This window comes from Acinetobacter sp. 766875 (assembly GCF_000582055.1).
GTDB lineage: Bacteria > Pseudomonadota > Gammaproteobacteria > Pseudomonadales > Moraxellaceae > Acinetobacter > Acinetobacter nosocomialis.
The window spans coordinates 99,775-115,382 of the sequence record NZ_JEXX01000005.1 but is presented as its reverse complement, the minus strand read 5'-3'; the positions used below and the strand labels follow the sequence as shown (position 1 = coordinate 115,382).

Annotated in this window: 15 protein-coding genes; 11 read left to right on the top strand and 4 right to left on the bottom strand. The window is 37.6% G+C overall.

From position 1 onward, the window contains the following. Nucleotides 1-99: 99 nt before the first annotated feature. The 3 genes from J576_RS06785 to J576_RS06775 all read left to right on the top strand — a co-directional run bounded on the left by J576_RS06785 (nt 100) and on the right by J576_RS06775 (nt 4,213). The gene (locus J576_RS06785; RefSeq protein ID WP_002049923.1) at nt 100-1,473 is read left to right on the top strand and encodes an ABC1 kinase family protein; all 1,374 of its coding nucleotides are present in this window, start codon (nt 100-102) and stop codon (nt 1,471-1,473) included. A gap of 229 nt (nt 1,474-1,702) precedes the next feature. Further along, nucleotides 1,703-2,986: an acyl-CoA dehydrogenase family protein gene (locus J576_RS06780; protein ID WP_171062648.1), complete on the top strand. Its 1,284-nt coding sequence runs from the start codon at nt 1,703-1,705 to the stop codon at nt 2,984-2,986. 21 nt (nt 2,987-3,007) lie between these two features. Continuing rightward, nucleotides 3,008-4,213: an acyl-CoA dehydrogenase family protein gene (locus J576_RS06775; RefSeq protein WP_002050192.1), complete on the top strand. Its 1,206-nt coding sequence runs from the start codon at nt 3,008-3,010 to the stop codon at nt 4,211-4,213. 118 nt (nt 4,214-4,331) lie between these two features. On the opposite strand, the gene J576_RS06770 is transcribed toward J576_RS06775, so the two are convergent. Further along, complete coding sequence (locus J576_RS06770) at nt 4,332-5,555, bottom strand: alkane 1-monooxygenase (RefSeq protein ID WP_002050032.1); 1,224 nt, start codon at nt 5,553-5,555, stop codon at nt 4,332-4,334. A 189-nt stretch (nt 5,556-5,744) separates the two neighbouring features. Between J576_RS06770 and J576_RS06765 the strand changes: the two genes are divergently transcribed. Continuing rightward, the gene (locus tag J576_RS06765) at nt 5,745-6,689 is read left to right on the top strand and encodes an AraC family transcriptional regulator (RefSeq protein ID WP_002049958.1); all 945 of its coding nucleotides are present in this window, start codon (nt 5,745-5,747) and stop codon (nt 6,687-6,689) included. A 39-nt stretch (nt 6,690-6,728) separates the two neighbouring features. Here J576_RS06765 and J576_RS06760 read toward each other — a convergent pair whose 3' ends face one another. The 3 genes from J576_RS06760 to J576_RS06750 form a co-directional block, all read right to left on the bottom strand. Further along, the gene (locus J576_RS06760) at nt 6,729-8,594 is read right to left on the bottom strand and encodes a SurA N-terminal domain-containing protein (protein WP_002049888.1); all 1,866 of its coding nucleotides are present in this window, start codon (nt 8,592-8,594) and stop codon (nt 6,729-6,731) included. Nucleotides 8,595-8,725: 131 nt separating this feature from the next. Beyond that, nucleotides 8,726-8,998, bottom strand: a complete 273-nt coding sequence (gene hbs, locus J576_RS06755; protein WP_001043034.1) for a non-specific DNA-binding protein Hbs — start codon at nt 8,996-8,998, stop codon at nt 8,726-8,728. A 169-nt stretch (nt 8,999-9,167) separates the two neighbouring features. After that, nucleotides 9,168-9,623, bottom strand: a complete 456-nt coding sequence (locus tag J576_RS06750) for a phasin family protein (RefSeq protein WP_002049921.1) — start codon at nt 9,621-9,623, stop codon at nt 9,168-9,170. Between the two features lie 210 nt (nt 9,624-9,833). Between J576_RS06750 and J576_RS06745 the strand changes: the two genes are divergently transcribed. The 7 genes from J576_RS06745 to hscA all read left to right on the top strand — a co-directional run bounded on the left by J576_RS06745 (nt 9,834) and on the right by hscA (nt 15,590). Then, nucleotides 9,834-10,481, top strand: a complete 648-nt coding sequence (locus J576_RS06745) for a hypothetical protein (RefSeq protein WP_002050024.1) — start codon at nt 9,834-9,836, stop codon at nt 10,479-10,481. 110 nt (nt 10,482-10,591) lie between these two features. Beyond that, nucleotides 10,592-11,065 carry an Rrf2 family transcriptional regulator gene (locus tag J576_RS06740; RefSeq protein WP_002050146.1) on the top strand — a complete coding sequence of 158 codons (474 nt, stop codon included), beginning with the start codon at nt 10,592-10,594 and terminating at the stop codon, nt 11,063-11,065. A gap of 1 nt (nt 11,066) precedes the next feature. Continuing rightward, nucleotides 11,067-12,284 carry an IscS subfamily cysteine desulfurase gene (locus J576_RS06735; protein ID WP_002050229.1) on the top strand — a complete coding sequence of 406 codons (1,218 nt, stop codon included), beginning with the start codon at nt 11,067-11,069 and terminating at the stop codon, nt 12,282-12,284. A 66-nt stretch (nt 12,285-12,350) separates the two neighbouring features. Next, a complete protein-coding gene (gene iscU, locus J576_RS06730) occupies nt 12,351-12,737 on the top strand; it encodes a Fe-S cluster assembly scaffold IscU (protein WP_002049835.1) in 387 nt (128 codons plus the stop codon). Between the two features lie 30 nt (nt 12,738-12,767). Next, the gene (iscA, locus tag J576_RS06725) at nt 12,768-13,088 is read left to right on the top strand and encodes an iron-sulfur cluster assembly protein IscA (RefSeq protein WP_002050042.1); all 321 of its coding nucleotides are present in this window, start codon (nt 12,768-12,770) and stop codon (nt 13,086-13,088) included. A gap of 85 nt (nt 13,089-13,173) precedes the next feature. Next, nucleotides 13,174-13,692, top strand: coding sequence for a Fe-S protein assembly co-chaperone HscB (hscB, locus tag J576_RS06720; protein WP_002050170.1), 519 nt, complete (start codon nt 13,174-13,176; stop codon nt 13,690-13,692). Nucleotides 13,693-13,730: 38 nt separating this feature from the next. Next, on the top strand, nt 13,731-15,590 hold the full coding sequence (gene hscA / locus J576_RS06715; protein WP_002050161.1) for a Fe-S protein assembly chaperone HscA: 1,860 nt from the start codon (nt 13,731-13,733) through the stop codon (nt 15,588-15,590). Nucleotides 15,591-15,608 lie beyond the last annotated feature (18 nt).

Sequence of the window (15,608 nt, the reverse complement as noted above, 5' to 3'; positions counted from 1 at the left end):
TCTGAGGGAACTATTTTAATACGTTCAAAACATGTAATATTCGTTACAATTTTAGATCACCAGCGTTTGGCTGCATGATGCGCATAGGATTCTATTTTCATGTCAAATCAGAACGATAAGCTTAAGAGTTTAAAAACTTCTTCCATGGATCGACGCTTATCAATCGCGAAAGCTTCTTTACTGGCAGGAACACGTTGGGCTACTGCAAGTGCCTCTTCCCTCTTTTCTAGTGAAGAAGAAAAAGAGAAGAAACGTAAAAAGGCAATGAGCGAACAAGCTAATTATCTTGTTTCTGAAATTGGCAAACTTAAAGGTTCTATTGTCAAGATTGGCCAAATGATGGCACTTTATGGTGAACATTTTTTACCAGAAGAAATCACTCAAGCTTTAAATACCCTAAATAACCAGACCGTTGCTTTAGACTGGCCAGCAATTAAACCTCATTTGCAAGAACAATTAGGTTCTAAATTAAATGATCTAACAATTGATCATGAGCCTATCGGTACAGCCTCTCTGGCACAAGTTCATCGCGCAACACGTAAATCAGACGGTTTAGAGTTAGTTTTAAAAATTCAATACCCTGGTGTTGCGAATGCAATTGACTCCGATATGAGCCTGTTTAAAAACATGCTTAAGCTTACACGCATGGTTCCTCAAACACGTGAGTTTGATCAGTGGTTTGATGAAGTACGTGAAATGATGCATCGTGAAGTCAATTATCACGTAGAGGCAGCCACAACACGTCGCTTTGCTGAGCGTTTAAAAGATGATGAACGCTACATTATCCCTACGATTGTAGACGAATACTGTACCGATCAGGTCTTATGTATGACGTTTGAACGTGGCGTGCCTATTAATAGTCCAGTCATGCTCTCACTTCCTCAAGAACGTCGCAATCAGCTCGGTGAAGCTTCACTAGAAATTGCAGTTCGTGAAATTTTTGAATGGGGTGAAATGCAAACTGACCCTAACTTTGGTAATTACCTTGTTCGTTTAGGTAATGGCCAAGATATTCAGGATAAAATCGTACTACTAGACTTCGGTGCGATCCGTCAGTTCGATGAACATTTACTCTCAGTCGCGCGTAATCTTATACAAGCGGGTTATCAGCACGATAAAGATGCAATGGTCCAAGCTATGACTGGATATGAGTTCTTTGATGCAATGCCTGAAAGTATTAAACCCGGCATGGCCGATGTCTTTTTACTTGCGACAGAAGCATTCAGTACCCCTGCAAATAATTCAGATATGCCAGTGGGCCTGATGGATGAACATGAACGTTATGACTGGAAAAAGAGTCAGTTACATAGTCGTGTTATGCAGCAAGCAAGCAAATCAATGGCGTCTCGATATTTCTCGGTTCCTCCAAAAGAATTTATGTTTATTAGCCGTAAGTTTATTGGCGCATATACATTTATGACTGTTATTGATGCCAAAACAAATGTACGACGTATGATTCGTAACTTTGCTTAATGTTATTAAGACTAGAATGATTCCGTGTCATTCTAGTCAATCCAAACAAAATAGTTCTTTTAAAAAAAATTTTTTCTTTTATAAAATCAATAAAATGTATTAAAACTTATTTTGCTTTTACCATTTATCTGCTCATTTTTTGAATGTCAGCAACGACATAGTTTTTTCTTATACAGCGTGTCAGCATAAAACAATAACAATGTGTTAGGACACCACAATCATGACAAATATGATCAATAAAGCCCAAGGGTTGGGTTTATCGCTGATCACGAAATTAGCTGGAAGCGATGTACTTGATCAACTCAAACTACGTAAATTTCTTGAAAAGTCTCTTTATCAAGGTTCAAAAGCTGGATTTAGAGCATTAAGTCAGACTCAGAAAGCATTTAAACCTAAGCAAATCCCCCAACAGCGTCTACCTCAACAGAAGAAAAACCTATTTGACTTAAGCCTCACTGAAGAACAACAAATGACTTCAGATGCAATGTCTCAATTTGCTCAAGAAGTTTTATTAGGATTAGCTCATGATGCTGATCAGGCAGGTCAATTTCCAGAAAGCCTTTGGCAATATGTAGAAGATTTAGGACTAAATTATTATGCTCTTCCAGAAGCACTAGGTGGTGTCGCCGCTGAACAAAATATTGTAAGTAACCTATTGATTGCTGAAAAACTAGCTGAAGGTGATTTTAGTCTTACAGCAGGACTTTTGAGTACGTTTAGCGTTATTAATGCTATTACACGTTGGGGTTCTACTGAAGTTCAGTCAATGTATTTACCTTGCTTTGCAGAAGACTCAGACATTACCGCCACTTTCGCTGTACAAGAAGCTACTCCGGCATTTAACCCATATATCTTAAAAACAAAAGCTTCTCTTGAAAATAATCAATATTTTATAGAAGGTGAAAAAACCTTAGTCATTTTAGGTGATTTAGCTGATGTGTTCTTGGTGAGTGCAGATTTTAACGGCAAGCCGGATGTGTTTGTAGTTCAAGCGGGCGATACCATTTCCATTAAAAGTACCCCTGCTATGGGTCTCAAAGCAACAGAGACAGCTACTTTAAAATTCAGCCATACACCTGCTCTACGATTAGGCACAACAGATTTTGATTACACCGCCTTTCTAGATTTAGGCAATCTTATGTGGTGTGCAATGGCTGTAGGAACATGTGAAGCGGTAAAAGTCTATTGTATTAAATATGCCAATGAGCGAACTGCTTTCGGAGAACCAATTTCACATCGTCAAAGTGTCGCATTCATGATTGCAGATATGGCAATTGAAATTGATGCTATGCGCATGCTGATTCTAAATGCCGCAAGCCTTGCCGAAGCAGGTAAGCCATTCCACCGTGAAGCATATTTAGCTCGTATTCTTTGCGCAGAAAAATCAATGAAAATAGGAACAGATGGCGTACAAATTTTAGGTGGTCATGGTTTCACAAAAGAACACCCTGTTGAACGTTGGTATCGTGATTTACGTGCAACCGCAATTTTACATTCTGGCTTACATGCTTAAGATCAATCAGAGGATATTTTCATGAATTTACAAAATCCAAAAAAATTCAAAATGATGATTGATCAAGCACATGATGTTGCGATCAATGTATTACGCCCTATTTCCCGTAAATACGATAAAGCAGAACATGCTTATCCGAAAGAACTCGATATGCTCGCTTCACTCATTGATGGCATGAATGAAGGTGGTGAAGGAATTAATGCAGGTGCTGCCGGTGCAGGAAAACGTGGTGAATCTGATAATGAAGGTATCCGTAACGGAACTAACATGTCAACAGCGTTAGGCATCATTGAAATGTGCTATGGCGATACTGGGCTATTACTCAGTATGCCACGTCAAGGTTTAGGAAACTCTGCAATTGCCGCGGTCGCAAATGATGAGCAACTAGAACGTTTTAAAGGAACATGGGCAGCTATGGCGATTACTGAACCAGGCTGTGGTTCTGACTCTGCTGCGATCCGTACTACGGCAACTAAAGATGGCAATGACTATATTTTAAATGGTGAAAAGGTTTTCGTAACTTCTGGTGAACGTGCGGACTCGGTGGTTGTATGGGCTACACTTGACCGAAAACTTGGACGTGCAGCCATCAAATCATTTGTGGTGCCTAAGGGCACACCCGGAATGAAGGTTGAACGACTTGAACATAAGTTAGGCATCAAAGCTTCTGATACAGCCGTTATTAGTTTTACTGACTGTCGTGTTCCGGCTGAAAACTTGCTCGGAAACCCTGAAATTGATGTTGCAAAAGGTTTTGCCGGTGTAATGGAAACCTTTGACAATACACGACCATTAGTTGCCGCAATGGCAATTGGCTGTGCCAAAGCTTCTTTAGAACGTATTAAAGAAATTTTTAAAGACCAATTAGATCCCAATTACTCGACTCCATATTTGCAAACTTCCAACCTTGCTGCGCAAATTTACCGAATGGAAGCCGAATGGGAAGCTGCACGGTTACTTATGTTGAAAGCCACATGGATGGCAGACAACAAAAAACCAAACTCCAAAGAGGCTTCCATCGCTAAAGCAAAAGCAGGTCGTGTAGGCAACGAAATCACTTTGAAATGTGTCGAGTTAGCAGCAAGTGTTGGCTATAACGAAGATGAACTACTTGAAAAGTGGGCACGTGATTCAAAAATTCTTGATATTTTTGAAGGTACTCAACAAATCCAGCAACTTATTATTGCTCGTCGTGAGCTTGGAAAATCTTCAAGTGAACTAAAATAAAGATATTGCAAGGGAGTTTTTTTACTTCCTTGCTTCTTAGCACTGTGACTTATTAGCAAAAATAAAACCCTCTAACCACATGACTAGAGGGTTTGGTATTTCAGGAATATATTTTTAATTATTCAGCTTGTGTAGTTTTTAATGACTTATCGACTACACCAAATTTTTTGAAGATTTTTGCACGACGTTTTGGTGAAATATTCGCTTTATTTAAATCACCTTTGTAGTGATTAAATACACGCTTATCCATCATTTTAAACCATAATGAAGGAATCATTGCTGGTAGCAACATACTTGCATAGCCGCTTGGTAGCTCGGGTGCTTCATCAAAATGACGTAATGCTTGGAATGGACGAGTTGGATAAGCATGATGATCTGAGTGACGCTGTAACTGATATAAGAATAAGTTGGTCACTACATTGTTATTATTCCAGCTATGCTCTGGCATTGTACGTTCATATTGACCATTTTCTTTTTTCTGGCGCAATAAGCCATAATGTTCAATATAGTTAATAATTTCGAATAGACTAATCCCGTAAAATGCTTGTGTTGCTAAATAAGGAATCGTACCTTTACCAAAAATTCCTACCATAGAAGCATGGAAAGCAGCACTCATACCCCAGCCTTGCAGCAATTCGTTATCGAGTGACCAAAACTCTTTACCTTTACGTTTTAAACGATTTTTTTCAATTTCAATTGCTGATTTAAAAGAACCAACAACTGTACGTGGCCAAAATTCATAGAATGTTTCACCCATACGTGAAGATGCCGGATCTTCAGGAGTAGCTGCACGCTTATGATGGCCATATGGATGCTCAATACGGAAATGGTTATAACCAGTAGGTACTAAAGCAAGATGAGATAAAATATGGTCGATACGATCATGTTTATGGCTTAGTTCATGGGCTGTATTAATTGCAATACCATTAATGGCACCCATGGAAATACCAAGCAAAATTTTGTCAATAAATGAAGTATCTTTACGGCTTGTTAAATAACATGCATAAATATTTGCCGCATACTGCAATGGAATAAAACTTTTTACCAAACGCGAATAATATGGATCTTTCTCAAGAAGTTTAATTTCTTCATCGGTTGGATTACGCGCATCTTTACCAATAATTGTATCAATTGCAGGAATCACAACATGTAATAAAAGTGGACCACCTAAAGCAAATACTTTCTTTAATGGGCGTGGACCAAAATGGTATCCCGCTAAAATACCTAAACCAATTACAGGTAGAGCCGGACTAATCATCCATAAATAGCGCTTACGGTCTATCTCACGCATAGACGCTGGCACTGGCATAAGTTCTTGCTGAACATTCACTGGTGCATTCATAGTCATATTTCCTTTTTCTATATACCTATATAGTTAAAGAAATACTATTTGCTTAACAGTTGTAACCGTCCAAAAAACCTATTTCAAAGTCTTTGGCATTTTCTTCCACTTTTTTGTCCTAAAAACACATGTTGATCTATTCTTATAGCTCACTATAATTTTATTAAAATAATGATTGATCATATAAACATGGATGCACTAAGTAAATTTTTTGATGATATCCACTTAAATAAGTCTGAATATATTTATATAAAAGCACAAGGTGAATGGGCTTTTAAAACACAAGATCAATCTGCTTTACTGGCTTACATTGTTTTAACGGGTTCTGTATATATTCAAATAAATAATGTCGAAAAAATAATTGCAAAAGCTGGAGATATTATTTTAATTCCTTCTGGAAAAGCTCATCAAGCTACAGATTCAAAAGCGACTGGAAGCAAACTGGTAGATTCTGTCGATATTACTCCCTTATTTAATGGGCATCGTCACGATCCAATTGAGTTAGGTTCATCAGCACCTGAAAATACATTATTGCTCTGTCTACGTTGTCAAGTTGATACGTATATGGCGGGACCACTGATTAATGCATTACCATCTATTATGCATATTCAACACGAAAACCAGACAACTCCTCCTGAATGGTTGCAAATAGGGCTTTATTTTTTAGCGGTCGAAACACAAAAAATTCAACCTGGCCATGACAAAATTATTGATCACTTAGTCAGTATTCTTTTAATTGAATGTATTCGAGACCATATCCAACAAATGTCAGACCAACAAAACTGGTTAGGAGCATTAACACATCCTGAGTTAAGTAATGCTCTATCTGCAATCCATAGCCAACCTGAGGCTAGCTGGACTGTTGAATCATTAGCTGAACAATGCTGCATGTCGCGTTCTAAGTTTGCTAATCTCTTTAATAATATTATTGGTGAGCCACCTCTTACTTATTTGCAGCATTATCGCTTTCGCTTAGCGAGCCAATATCTACGCACAAGTAATTTATCAGTTCAACAAATTTCAAATAAAGTCGGCTATTCATCAGAAACTGCATTTAGTCAGGCATTTAAGAGAGTATTTGATTTATCGCCTAAACAATATAGACAAAATTATATAGGTAGTAGAGATCAGTAATAAAAAAAGCGCCGAAGCGCTTTTTTTATTACATAAGTTTTATTTGATTTTAGCGTGTGACTTTAAGTATTCGCTGTAATCTTCGAGTATTTGCTGACCACGAGATTGGCGATAAAGCTGTTGTAATTGCTTTAACTGATCCGCTGGCATAGCATTTACCGCAGCTGAATTTACATTAGAAACGGCAACAACAACCAATTCATTAGGTAAGTTCGCTGTTGTAACAGACCACATACCAGGTTTCGGTGCAGGAACACTAAATGCTGCACGCTCAATTGCACGTTTTAAACCTTGTGAACGAGTAAACACACCTGCAGATTCAAAAGGTACTTTATTTTTCGCAACAACTTGTTCAGCTGGCTGAGTTTTGAATTCAGTCAACATGGTAGCAATTTTCGCTTGAGCTGCTTTGCGTGCTTTCTCATCAATTACTTTAGCTTTTGCTTCATTCATTGCTTGAGCAAGTGGTTTAACGCCAGCAGCGTGATAATCACGAACTTTAACCCAAACAGTATCACCATTCGCTAATTGAATATTTGATGAAGCGTTACGATCGCCATTTTTAACATCATCATTAAACAATTTAATTTTTACGTTTGGATCGCTTAGTTGTGGATTTTGAGTAGCTAAAGTTACACCATTTAATGATTCAATTTTTGTACCTTTAACTTGCTGTACAACTGCATCTAAAGAATCGTTACCTACGATTGTTTCATTCAAACTATTTACTGTATCTGAATAAACAGTAGCAACTTTATTCTTTTCAACTTCAGCAGTTAAACGCGCCTTCTCAGCTTCAAACGAAGGAATTTGATTCGCTGGAGTCTCTGCTTCAATAATATGGTAACCATATTGTGTTTTTACTGGCTGCGAAACTTGACCATTTTTCAAACTTGAAACAGTTTTATCAAATGCATCAGAGAAAACACCAGGTGCATACGCCTCTACTAAACCGCCTTTCGTTTTTGAAGTTGGATCTTCTGAGAACTGAGCTGCTGCTTGAGCAAATGAAAGACCGCCTTGAATTTTTGCATATACCTCATTAGCAAGCTTTTGAGCTGCTGCATCATCACGAGCATCTGTCGTAATAAGAATATGCTTCACAACACGTTTAGCATTTTTTTGCTGAGTTTCTACAAATTTGGCATAGGCTTGTTTCAGTTCAGCATCTGTTGCTGGTGCAGGTTTCGCCATTAAAGACGGAGATAAAACAACATAATCTACATCAACAGAAGCAGGCTGTTTAAACTCGTTTTGATGTTTATTGTAGTATTCAGTCGCTTCTTGATTAGATGCTGTTAAACCCGTTTTATAGGTATCTAACTTAATACTAGCTAAATGTAATGTACGCTGTTCAGTTTGCAAATTCGCAATTTGCATTACATCAACTTTACTCACTAAAGCATAATCAGAAAAAGTTGAAGTCAACATTTTCAAAGCGTGATCTTGACGCAAGCTCGCAATTAAGGCTTGGCTTGTCATACCAATTGAACGCAAATAATTTTCATATAATTTTTGTGAAAACTGACCATTTTCTTGCAAGCTTGGCTGCTGAGCTAACATTTGCTCGATTTGAGCATCGCTCAAAGAAATACCCAATTTTTCAGCTTGCTGAATGAGTAAATTACGAGATACCAATATATCGAGAGCTTTTGCTTGAATAACCGGTAAATTAAGTAAACTTTCATCACCTTTTACAGCAGCCAAATATTGTTCTTTATACCTTTGCGTTAAAGTTTCAAGGTCTTTTTTTGATATGTCCTGTCCATTTACAGTTTTTGCGACATCTGCCTTGTTTCCCCTATTAAAATATCCATTAATACCTACAAGCGCTAAAGGGGTCAAAAACAAAATTAAAAGGACTTTGCCGAGCCAACCCTTAATGACTGTACGAAACGATTCCATAAGTATTCCAATATTTTATTTCGAGGAGAATTTTAACTGAAAAACCACAATGAATGAATGAGCAATATTGGTCAATTCAGATTTTTAATAAAAAACGCGCCTATATCGGCGCGTTTAATCATCTTAAAAGATTAAGCAACTGAATCTTTAAGACCTTTACCAGCTTTAAAGCTAGGTACTTTTGTTGCTTTAATTTGAAGCTCTTCACCAGTTTTAGGGTTACGACCAGTACGTGCAGCACGCTCTTTAACACTGAAAGTACCAAAACCAACTAAAGTTACTGTGTCACCTTTTTTAAGTGCTTCAGTAATTGACGCAATTGTCGCATCGAGTGCCTTGCCTGCATCAGTCTTAGATACTCCCCCTTTTTCAGCAATTGCATCGATTAATTCTGATTTATTCATGAATAAAACATCCTCTTAATATCGTTTGTTTAAGGTCCAAGGCTATAGTTTAAAAGGCCATGACGCCTTTATAGCAATGCTTTGGGGGAAAACGCAATACTAGAGCAGAGCTTTTAGCAAAAATAAATGCTAAAAAACTGTTATATATTTGCTAAATCCCTACATTTTTTTACTTTTCATTCAATTTTGCCTTCAATTTTTGATTTTCTTCAATAAGAGCATCAACCTTTATATGCAATTGAACTAACAGTTGTTCAATGTGCTGTAAGTCCTTCGGAGTAACTAAACCAATTCGATTTAAAGAATGATTTACACTGGTATCTAAAATTTTTTCGACCTTGTCTTTTGTATCAGACACTGACTCTTTCGCCTTTTCGGTTACTTTGCCAACAGTTGTATCGGCTAAATCACCAGTTTTAGACTCAAGTTCTTCCCCTACTTTGACTAGTGAGTCAAATAGTTTATTGCCTTCTTCTTCTGCACGAGAGAAAGCACCTAAACCAGCTAACCATATTTGCTTGGTATACTTTCTAAAATCCAATGCAGACTTTCTAGAACTTTTTGATTTTAATTTGTTTTTATCTCCTTGCTCTTCTGATTGTGTTTCTATATTTGCATTATCCATTGACCTAAGCTCCTGATCGGATGAGACAGATGAAGTCTTATTTAACCACAAAATATTCTTATAATAACAAAGTCAAGACTTGATACATTTATGAAACTGTTCTACAAAACAATCATGTCATGTAAATATATTTAACAGGACAATGTGTTAAGTTTGAGATAGGATGTCTCATTCTCTTAATTAATCTCTAATATTTAAGGATAAACTTTTATGAGTGAAACGCAACAAAGACAAAAACACCCACGTCTGTTGCTGAACATTGTTCTAATTATTTTAGAAACTTTTTTCTCATTTATTCTCACCCACGATGGTGTTCTTCGCTTGCAGGCGAAAAAGTTTATCGCAAATAAAATCACAATCCGTATTAATAGCTACTTGCCATTTTTCAACTTCTATGTGCAATTTACGGAAAAAGGTTTGTTATTTGATATTCATTCTTATGATCGTCGTATTGACTTAGAAATTAATAGTACTCTCATCGACCTTATCAAAATTTTTGCTTTTTCAAATCAACGTAGTTTAAACAATATGCGAATTGATGGAGATGCAGAAACTAAAAAAGAACTCATCGATTTAATTTCACATCTCACTTTACCTAAGCTTCTAGCTGACTGGAAGCAATGGTTCAATACTCCAGATGATGAAGCCGAAGCACTTGCTTCACGTAAAAAAATTGCCCCTTTACTTGAAAAAATTGATCAACAGCGTTCAGAGATAAATTCTTTGAATGTCGAAATTAAGCAGTATCAAAATCGAATTTCACGTTTACAGCAGCGCCAACGCAACATTAACTTGTGCTTTGGTATAATTAGCCTAATATTTATTGCTTATTTCATATATAATTTGTGGGTAGCTTAACTTATTTTTTCTATCTTGATCCTGCACTTGAATTAAAAATAAAAAAACTTGACTATTTTAGTCGGGATTCATAAAATCCTATTATCTAGTCTTAACATGTGTATCGAATCATGCGCCTTACAACTCGCGGTCGCTACGCAGTGACTGCTCTACTTGATTTAGCTTTGCAGCCAACTGAACAAACGATCACGCTCGCCGAAATTGCCGCACGTCAATCTATTTCAGTTGCTTATTTAGAGCAGTTGTTCGCAAAACTTAAGCGTCATGGGTTAGTTTCTAGTGTTCGCGGTGCAAATGGTGGTTACCATTTGGCTCGAAACGCTGATGAAATTACTGTGTTAGAAATTATTGAAGCCGTAAATGAAACTGTTGATGCAACACGTTGTGACCATAAAGGTAACTGCCAAAATGGTGCAATGTGTCTTACTCACGATTTATGGCAAGAACTCTCTCATCATATTGCCGACTATTTAGCTAAAATCACTCTTGCCGACCTCATTAGCCGAGACAACGTTCAAACTGTTGCATTACGCCAAAATGTGACTGGCACAGATTCAGCTCTTTTATCGGGTACAGGTATTTGATATGAAACGTCCAATTTATCTTGATTACGCAGCAACCACTCCAGTAGATCCGCAAGTTGCAGAACGTATGATGGAGTGTTTAACTTTCGACGGTACCTTTGGTAATGCTGCATCTCGTTCCCATGCTTATGGCTGGCAGGCAGAAGAAAAAGTTGAATATGCACGTGAGCAAGTCGCAAATTTAATTAAAGCTGACCCACGTGAAATTGTTTGGACTTCTGGTGCAACTGAGTCAGATAACCTTGCTCTTAAAGGTGTTGCTCAATTCTATGCATCTAAAGGCAAACATATCATTACAAGTAAAATTGAACACAAAGCTGTTCTAGACCCTTGTCGTGAATTAGAAGAACAAGGTTTTGAAATTACTTACTTAGAGCCAGAGCCACAAACAGGTTTAATTACTCCTGAGATGGTTAAAGCTGCCCTTCGCCCAGATACTATTCTTGTTTCTCTTATGATGGTAAACAACGAAATTGGTACGGTTACAGATGTAGCGGCGATTGGTGAATTAACACGTGCCAACAAAACATTTTTCCATGTAGATGCAGCACAAGCAGCTGGTAAAGTTGATATCGACTTATCTACTATGAAAATTGATCTTATGAGTTTCTCTGCTCATAAAATTTATGGTCCAAAAGGTATCGGCGCATTATATGTACGTCGTAGCCCACGTGTTCGCTTAAAAGCACAAATTCATGGTGGTGGTCATGAGCGCGGTATGCGTTCTGGTACTTTGGCAACTCACCAAATCGTTGGTATGGGTGAAGCTTTTGAAATTGCAGGCAAAACAATGCATGCTGAACAAGAGCGTATTCGTAAACTTCGTGACAAACTTTGGAACGGTTTACAAGACCTTGAACAAGTGTTCTTAAACGGTCACCCGACTCAAAACGTTGCTAATTATTTAAATGTCAGCTTCAACTTTGTTGAAGGTGAGTCTTTAATGATGTCGCTTAAAGATGCTGCTGTATCAAGTGGTTCTGCTTGTACGTCTGCAACTTTAGAGCCTTCATATGTTCTTCGCGCATTAGGTTTATCTGATGAGCTAGCACACAGCTCAATTCGCTTTAGTTTTGGTAAATACACGACTGAAGAAGATATTGACCACGTGCTTACAATTACCAAAGCCGCTGTTGAGAAATTACGTGAACTTTCTCCGCTTTGGGATATGTACAAAGAAGGTATCGATCTTTCTACAGTTGAATGGGCAGAACACTAATTATTGAAATTAGTGTTTTAACCCTCATATTAATATTAGGCTGACCCCGAGGTTTGGAGAAGCAAAATGGCTTATAGCGAAAAGGTAATTGATCATTACGAAAATCCACGTAATGTTGGTGTTTTAGATAAAAACTCTGAAAATGTTGGTACAGGCATGGTGGGTGCACCTGCATGTGGCGACGTGATGCGTTTACAGATTCAAGTAAATGACAGTGGCGTAATCGAAGAAGCACGCTTTAAAACTTACGGTTGTGGTTCTGCAATTGCATCAAGTTCACTTGTAACTGAATGGTTAAAAGGTAAAACACTTGATGAAGCTCAAGCAATCAAAAATATTGATATTGCGACTGAGTTAGCTCTTCCGCCAGTAAAAGTTCACTGCTCTGTTTTAGCTGAAGACGCGATTAAAGCTGCGATTGAAGATTATCGTAGTAAAAAGTCAAAAGCTTAATTTGTTACCATTATAAACGTTGGAGTTTTCATGATTCATTTAACTGAAAATGCTGCGACTCATATTAGCAATTACCTTAAAAACCGAGGTAAGGGTGAAGGCATTCGCGTTGGTGTGAAAACTTCTGGTTGTTCTGGGTTGGCTTATGTTCTCGAATTTGTAGACGATATCGATGAACATGATCAAGTTTTCGAACAATTTGGTGTTAAGGTTTTTGTAGATCCTAAAAGCTTAGTTTACTTAGAAGGCTTAGAAATGGACTATGTTAAAAATGGCCTTAACGAAGGGTTCGAATTTAACAATCCTAATAAAAAGGGTGAATGTGGTTGTGGTGAGTCTTTCACTGTTTAATCCTCTCCTTTCCTTTTTCTCATTAAAACAGTGTCTTTCAACAGCACTGTTTTAATGTATTTAATTAACGTGGATCCCATTTCTAATGAATCATTTTGAGTTGTTCAATTTACCTGTGGCACTCGATATCGATTTAGCAAGCTTAAAATCAAATTTCTTGAGTTTGCAACAACAATATCATCCAGATAAAGCCGCAGATAAAGATCAAGCATTGATCAAATCAAGTGAAATCAATCAAGCTTTTAAAACGCTTTCACAACTTGATAGCCGCGCTGCCTACCTTTTAGCTCTTAAAAAGCAAGATCATCATCTTGACCAATCTATTAGTGATTTTGAATTTCTACAATCTGCATTAGAACTTCGTGAACAACTTGATGAAGCGACATCACCTGAACATTTACGTACGTTAAGATTGGAAGTACAACAATGGATTGATGGCTTGGTTCGTGAATTCAAAATTGATTACAACGAAGAAGATTGGGCTGAAGCACGTGATACCGTACGTAAGTTGCGTTTCTTTCAACGTGTTTTAAACGATATTGATAAAGCAGAAGATCAACTGTTAGATGAAGAAGACAGCTTTGATTTAGACGATGATTTTTAATTTTGCTTTCTCTACTTTATTTTCAAGGGATTTAACTCATGGCACTTTTGCAAATTGCTGAACCGGGTCAATCCAGTGCCCCACACCAACATCGCATTGCGATTGGTATTGACCTAGGAACAACACACTCATTAGTTGCGACAGTGTTATCAGGCAAACCTAAAGTACTCAATGATGTTCAAAATAGAAGATTACTTCCTTCTATCGTTCATTATGGGGACAATACAACTCATTATGGTGAAGAAGCTAAACCATTTATTATTGCAGATCCCAAAAATACGATTGTATCTGTTAAAAGATTTATGGGACGCTCAAAAGCAGACATTAAGTTTCAGCATCCTTATGAATTAGTAGGCTCAGAAAATGAAATGCCTGCTTTTGAAACACGTGCCGGGCGCAAAACACCAGTAGAAATTTCAGCCGAAATTTTAAAACAATTAAAAGATCGTGCTGAAGACAGCTTACAAAATCCTGTTAATGGTGCTGTGATTACAGTTCCTGCTTATTTTGACGAAGCTCAGCGTCAAGCAACTCGCGATGCAGCTCAACTTGCAGGCTTAAACGTATTACGTTTATTAAATGAACCTACAGCTGCCGCAGTAGCTTATGGATTAGATCAAGAAAGTAATTTAGAGACCGACCGTAATTATGTAATTTACGATTTGGGCGGTGGTACTTTTGATGTATCAATCTTACGTTTTTCACAAGGCGTATTTGAAGTTTTAGCGACCGGCGGCCATACCGCTTTAGGTGGTGATGACTTAGACCGCCTAATTGTGAAATGGGCAAAAAAGCAGCTTAATATTGATGTATTAAGTAATGAAGACTATGCAGTATTTATAGTTGCAGCACGTCAAGCTAAAGAGCAATTATCTACTCAAGATTCAGTTGAATTAAAACTGCTTGATAGAACTCTTACACTAGACCGACCTACATTTGAAAGTATTATTCAAGTTGCTTTAGATAAAACCATCAGTGTTTGTAAGCGTGTATTGCGTGATGCAAAGCTTGATTTGACTGACATTCAAAATGTAGTTTTAGTGGGTGGCTCTACCCGCTCTTATGCAGTTCAAAAAGCTGTACGTGAAGTTTTTGATCAAGAACCTCTTTGCACAATTAACCCAGATGAAGTTGTAGCAATCGGTGCTTCAATTACAGCAAATCAGTTAATTGGTAATAGCCAAGATGGCTCACTTCTTCTAGATGTCACTCCTCTTTCTCTTGGTTTAGAAACAATGGGAGGACTAGTTGAACGTCTGATCTCTCGTAATACAGCTATTCCTGTTGCACGTCGTCAAGAGTTCACAACCTATCAAGATGGCCAAACTGCCATGTTAATTCATGTGGTTCAAGGTGAACGTGATTTAGTTGAACATTGCCGCTCATTAGGTAGATTTGTACTCCATGGCATTCCGCCAATGACTGCAGGTCAAGCCCGTATTGAAGTCACTTTTCAAGTTGATGCTGATGGCTTACTTACTGTTTCTGCTCGTGAAGCAACTTCTGGTGTACAAGCTCATATCGATATCAAACCATCGTATGGTTTATCTGAGGCAGATACAGAACGCTTATTAATTGAAGGTTTCCAACATGCCGAAGAAGACAAAAATCTTCGTCACTTAAAAGAAACCAAAGTTGAAGCAGAGCGTGAACTTGAAGCTCTAGAGCAAGCCTTAAAAGTAGATGCTGATTTACTTGATGAAAAGCAACTTGCAGAACTCAATTCCTCAAAAGAATCATTAAAAGTTCAGCTCGAAGGTAGTGATATTCAAGCAATTGAACATGCTGTTCAACAGCTTAAAGTACATAGTGACGCTTTTGCAGCATTACGAATGAACCGACATATTGACCATGCCTTAAAAGGCACAAAGCTCGACGATTGGTCAAAATCAAACTAAAAGGTATAGGTGATCAAT

Coding starts and splice junctions, on each gene's coding strand:
- J576_RS06785 (WP_002049923.1), top strand. CDS start 100: ATGTCAAATCAGAACGATAAGCTTAAGAGTTTAAAAACTTCTTCCATG.
- J576_RS06780 (WP_171062648.1), top strand. CDS start 1,703: ATGATCAATAAAGCCCAAGGGTTGGGTTTATCGCTGATCACGAAATTA.
- J576_RS06775 (WP_002050192.1), top strand. CDS start 3,008: ATGAATTTACAAAATCCAAAAAAATTCAAAATGATGATTGATCAAGCA.
- J576_RS06770 (WP_002050032.1), bottom strand. CDS start 5,555: ATGAATGCACCAGTGAATGTTCAGCAAGAACTTATGCCAGTGCCAGCG.
- J576_RS06765 (WP_002049958.1), top strand. CDS start 5,745: ATGGATGCACTAAGTAAATTTTTTGATGATATCCACTTAAATAAGTCT.
- J576_RS06760 (WP_002049888.1), bottom strand. CDS start 8,594: ATGGAATCGTTTCGTACAGTCATTAAGGGTTGGCTCGGCAAAGTCCTT.
- hbs (WP_001043034.1), bottom strand. CDS start 8,998: ATGAATAAATCAGAATTAATCGATGCAATTGCTGAAAAAGGGGGAGTA.
- J576_RS06750 (WP_002049921.1), bottom strand. CDS start 9,623: ATGGATAATGCAAATATAGAAACACAATCAGAAGAGCAAGGAGATAAA.
- J576_RS06745 (WP_002050024.1), top strand. CDS start 9,834: ATGAGTGAAACGCAACAAAGACAAAAACACCCACGTCTGTTGCTGAAC.
- J576_RS06740 (WP_002050146.1), top strand. CDS start 10,592: ATGCGCCTTACAACTCGCGGTCGCTACGCAGTGACTGCTCTACTTGAT.
- J576_RS06735 (WP_002050229.1), top strand. CDS start 11,067: ATGAAACGTCCAATTTATCTTGATTACGCAGCAACCACTCCAGTAGAT.
- iscU (WP_002049835.1), top strand. CDS start 12,351: ATGGCTTATAGCGAAAAGGTAATTGATCATTACGAAAATCCACGTAAT.
- iscA (WP_002050042.1), top strand. CDS start 12,768: ATGATTCATTTAACTGAAAATGCTGCGACTCATATTAGCAATTACCTT.
- hscB (WP_002050170.1), top strand. CDS start 13,174: ATGAATCATTTTGAGTTGTTCAATTTACCTGTGGCACTCGATATCGAT.
- hscA (WP_002050161.1), top strand. CDS start 13,731: ATGGCACTTTTGCAAATTGCTGAACCGGGTCAATCCAGTGCCCCACAC.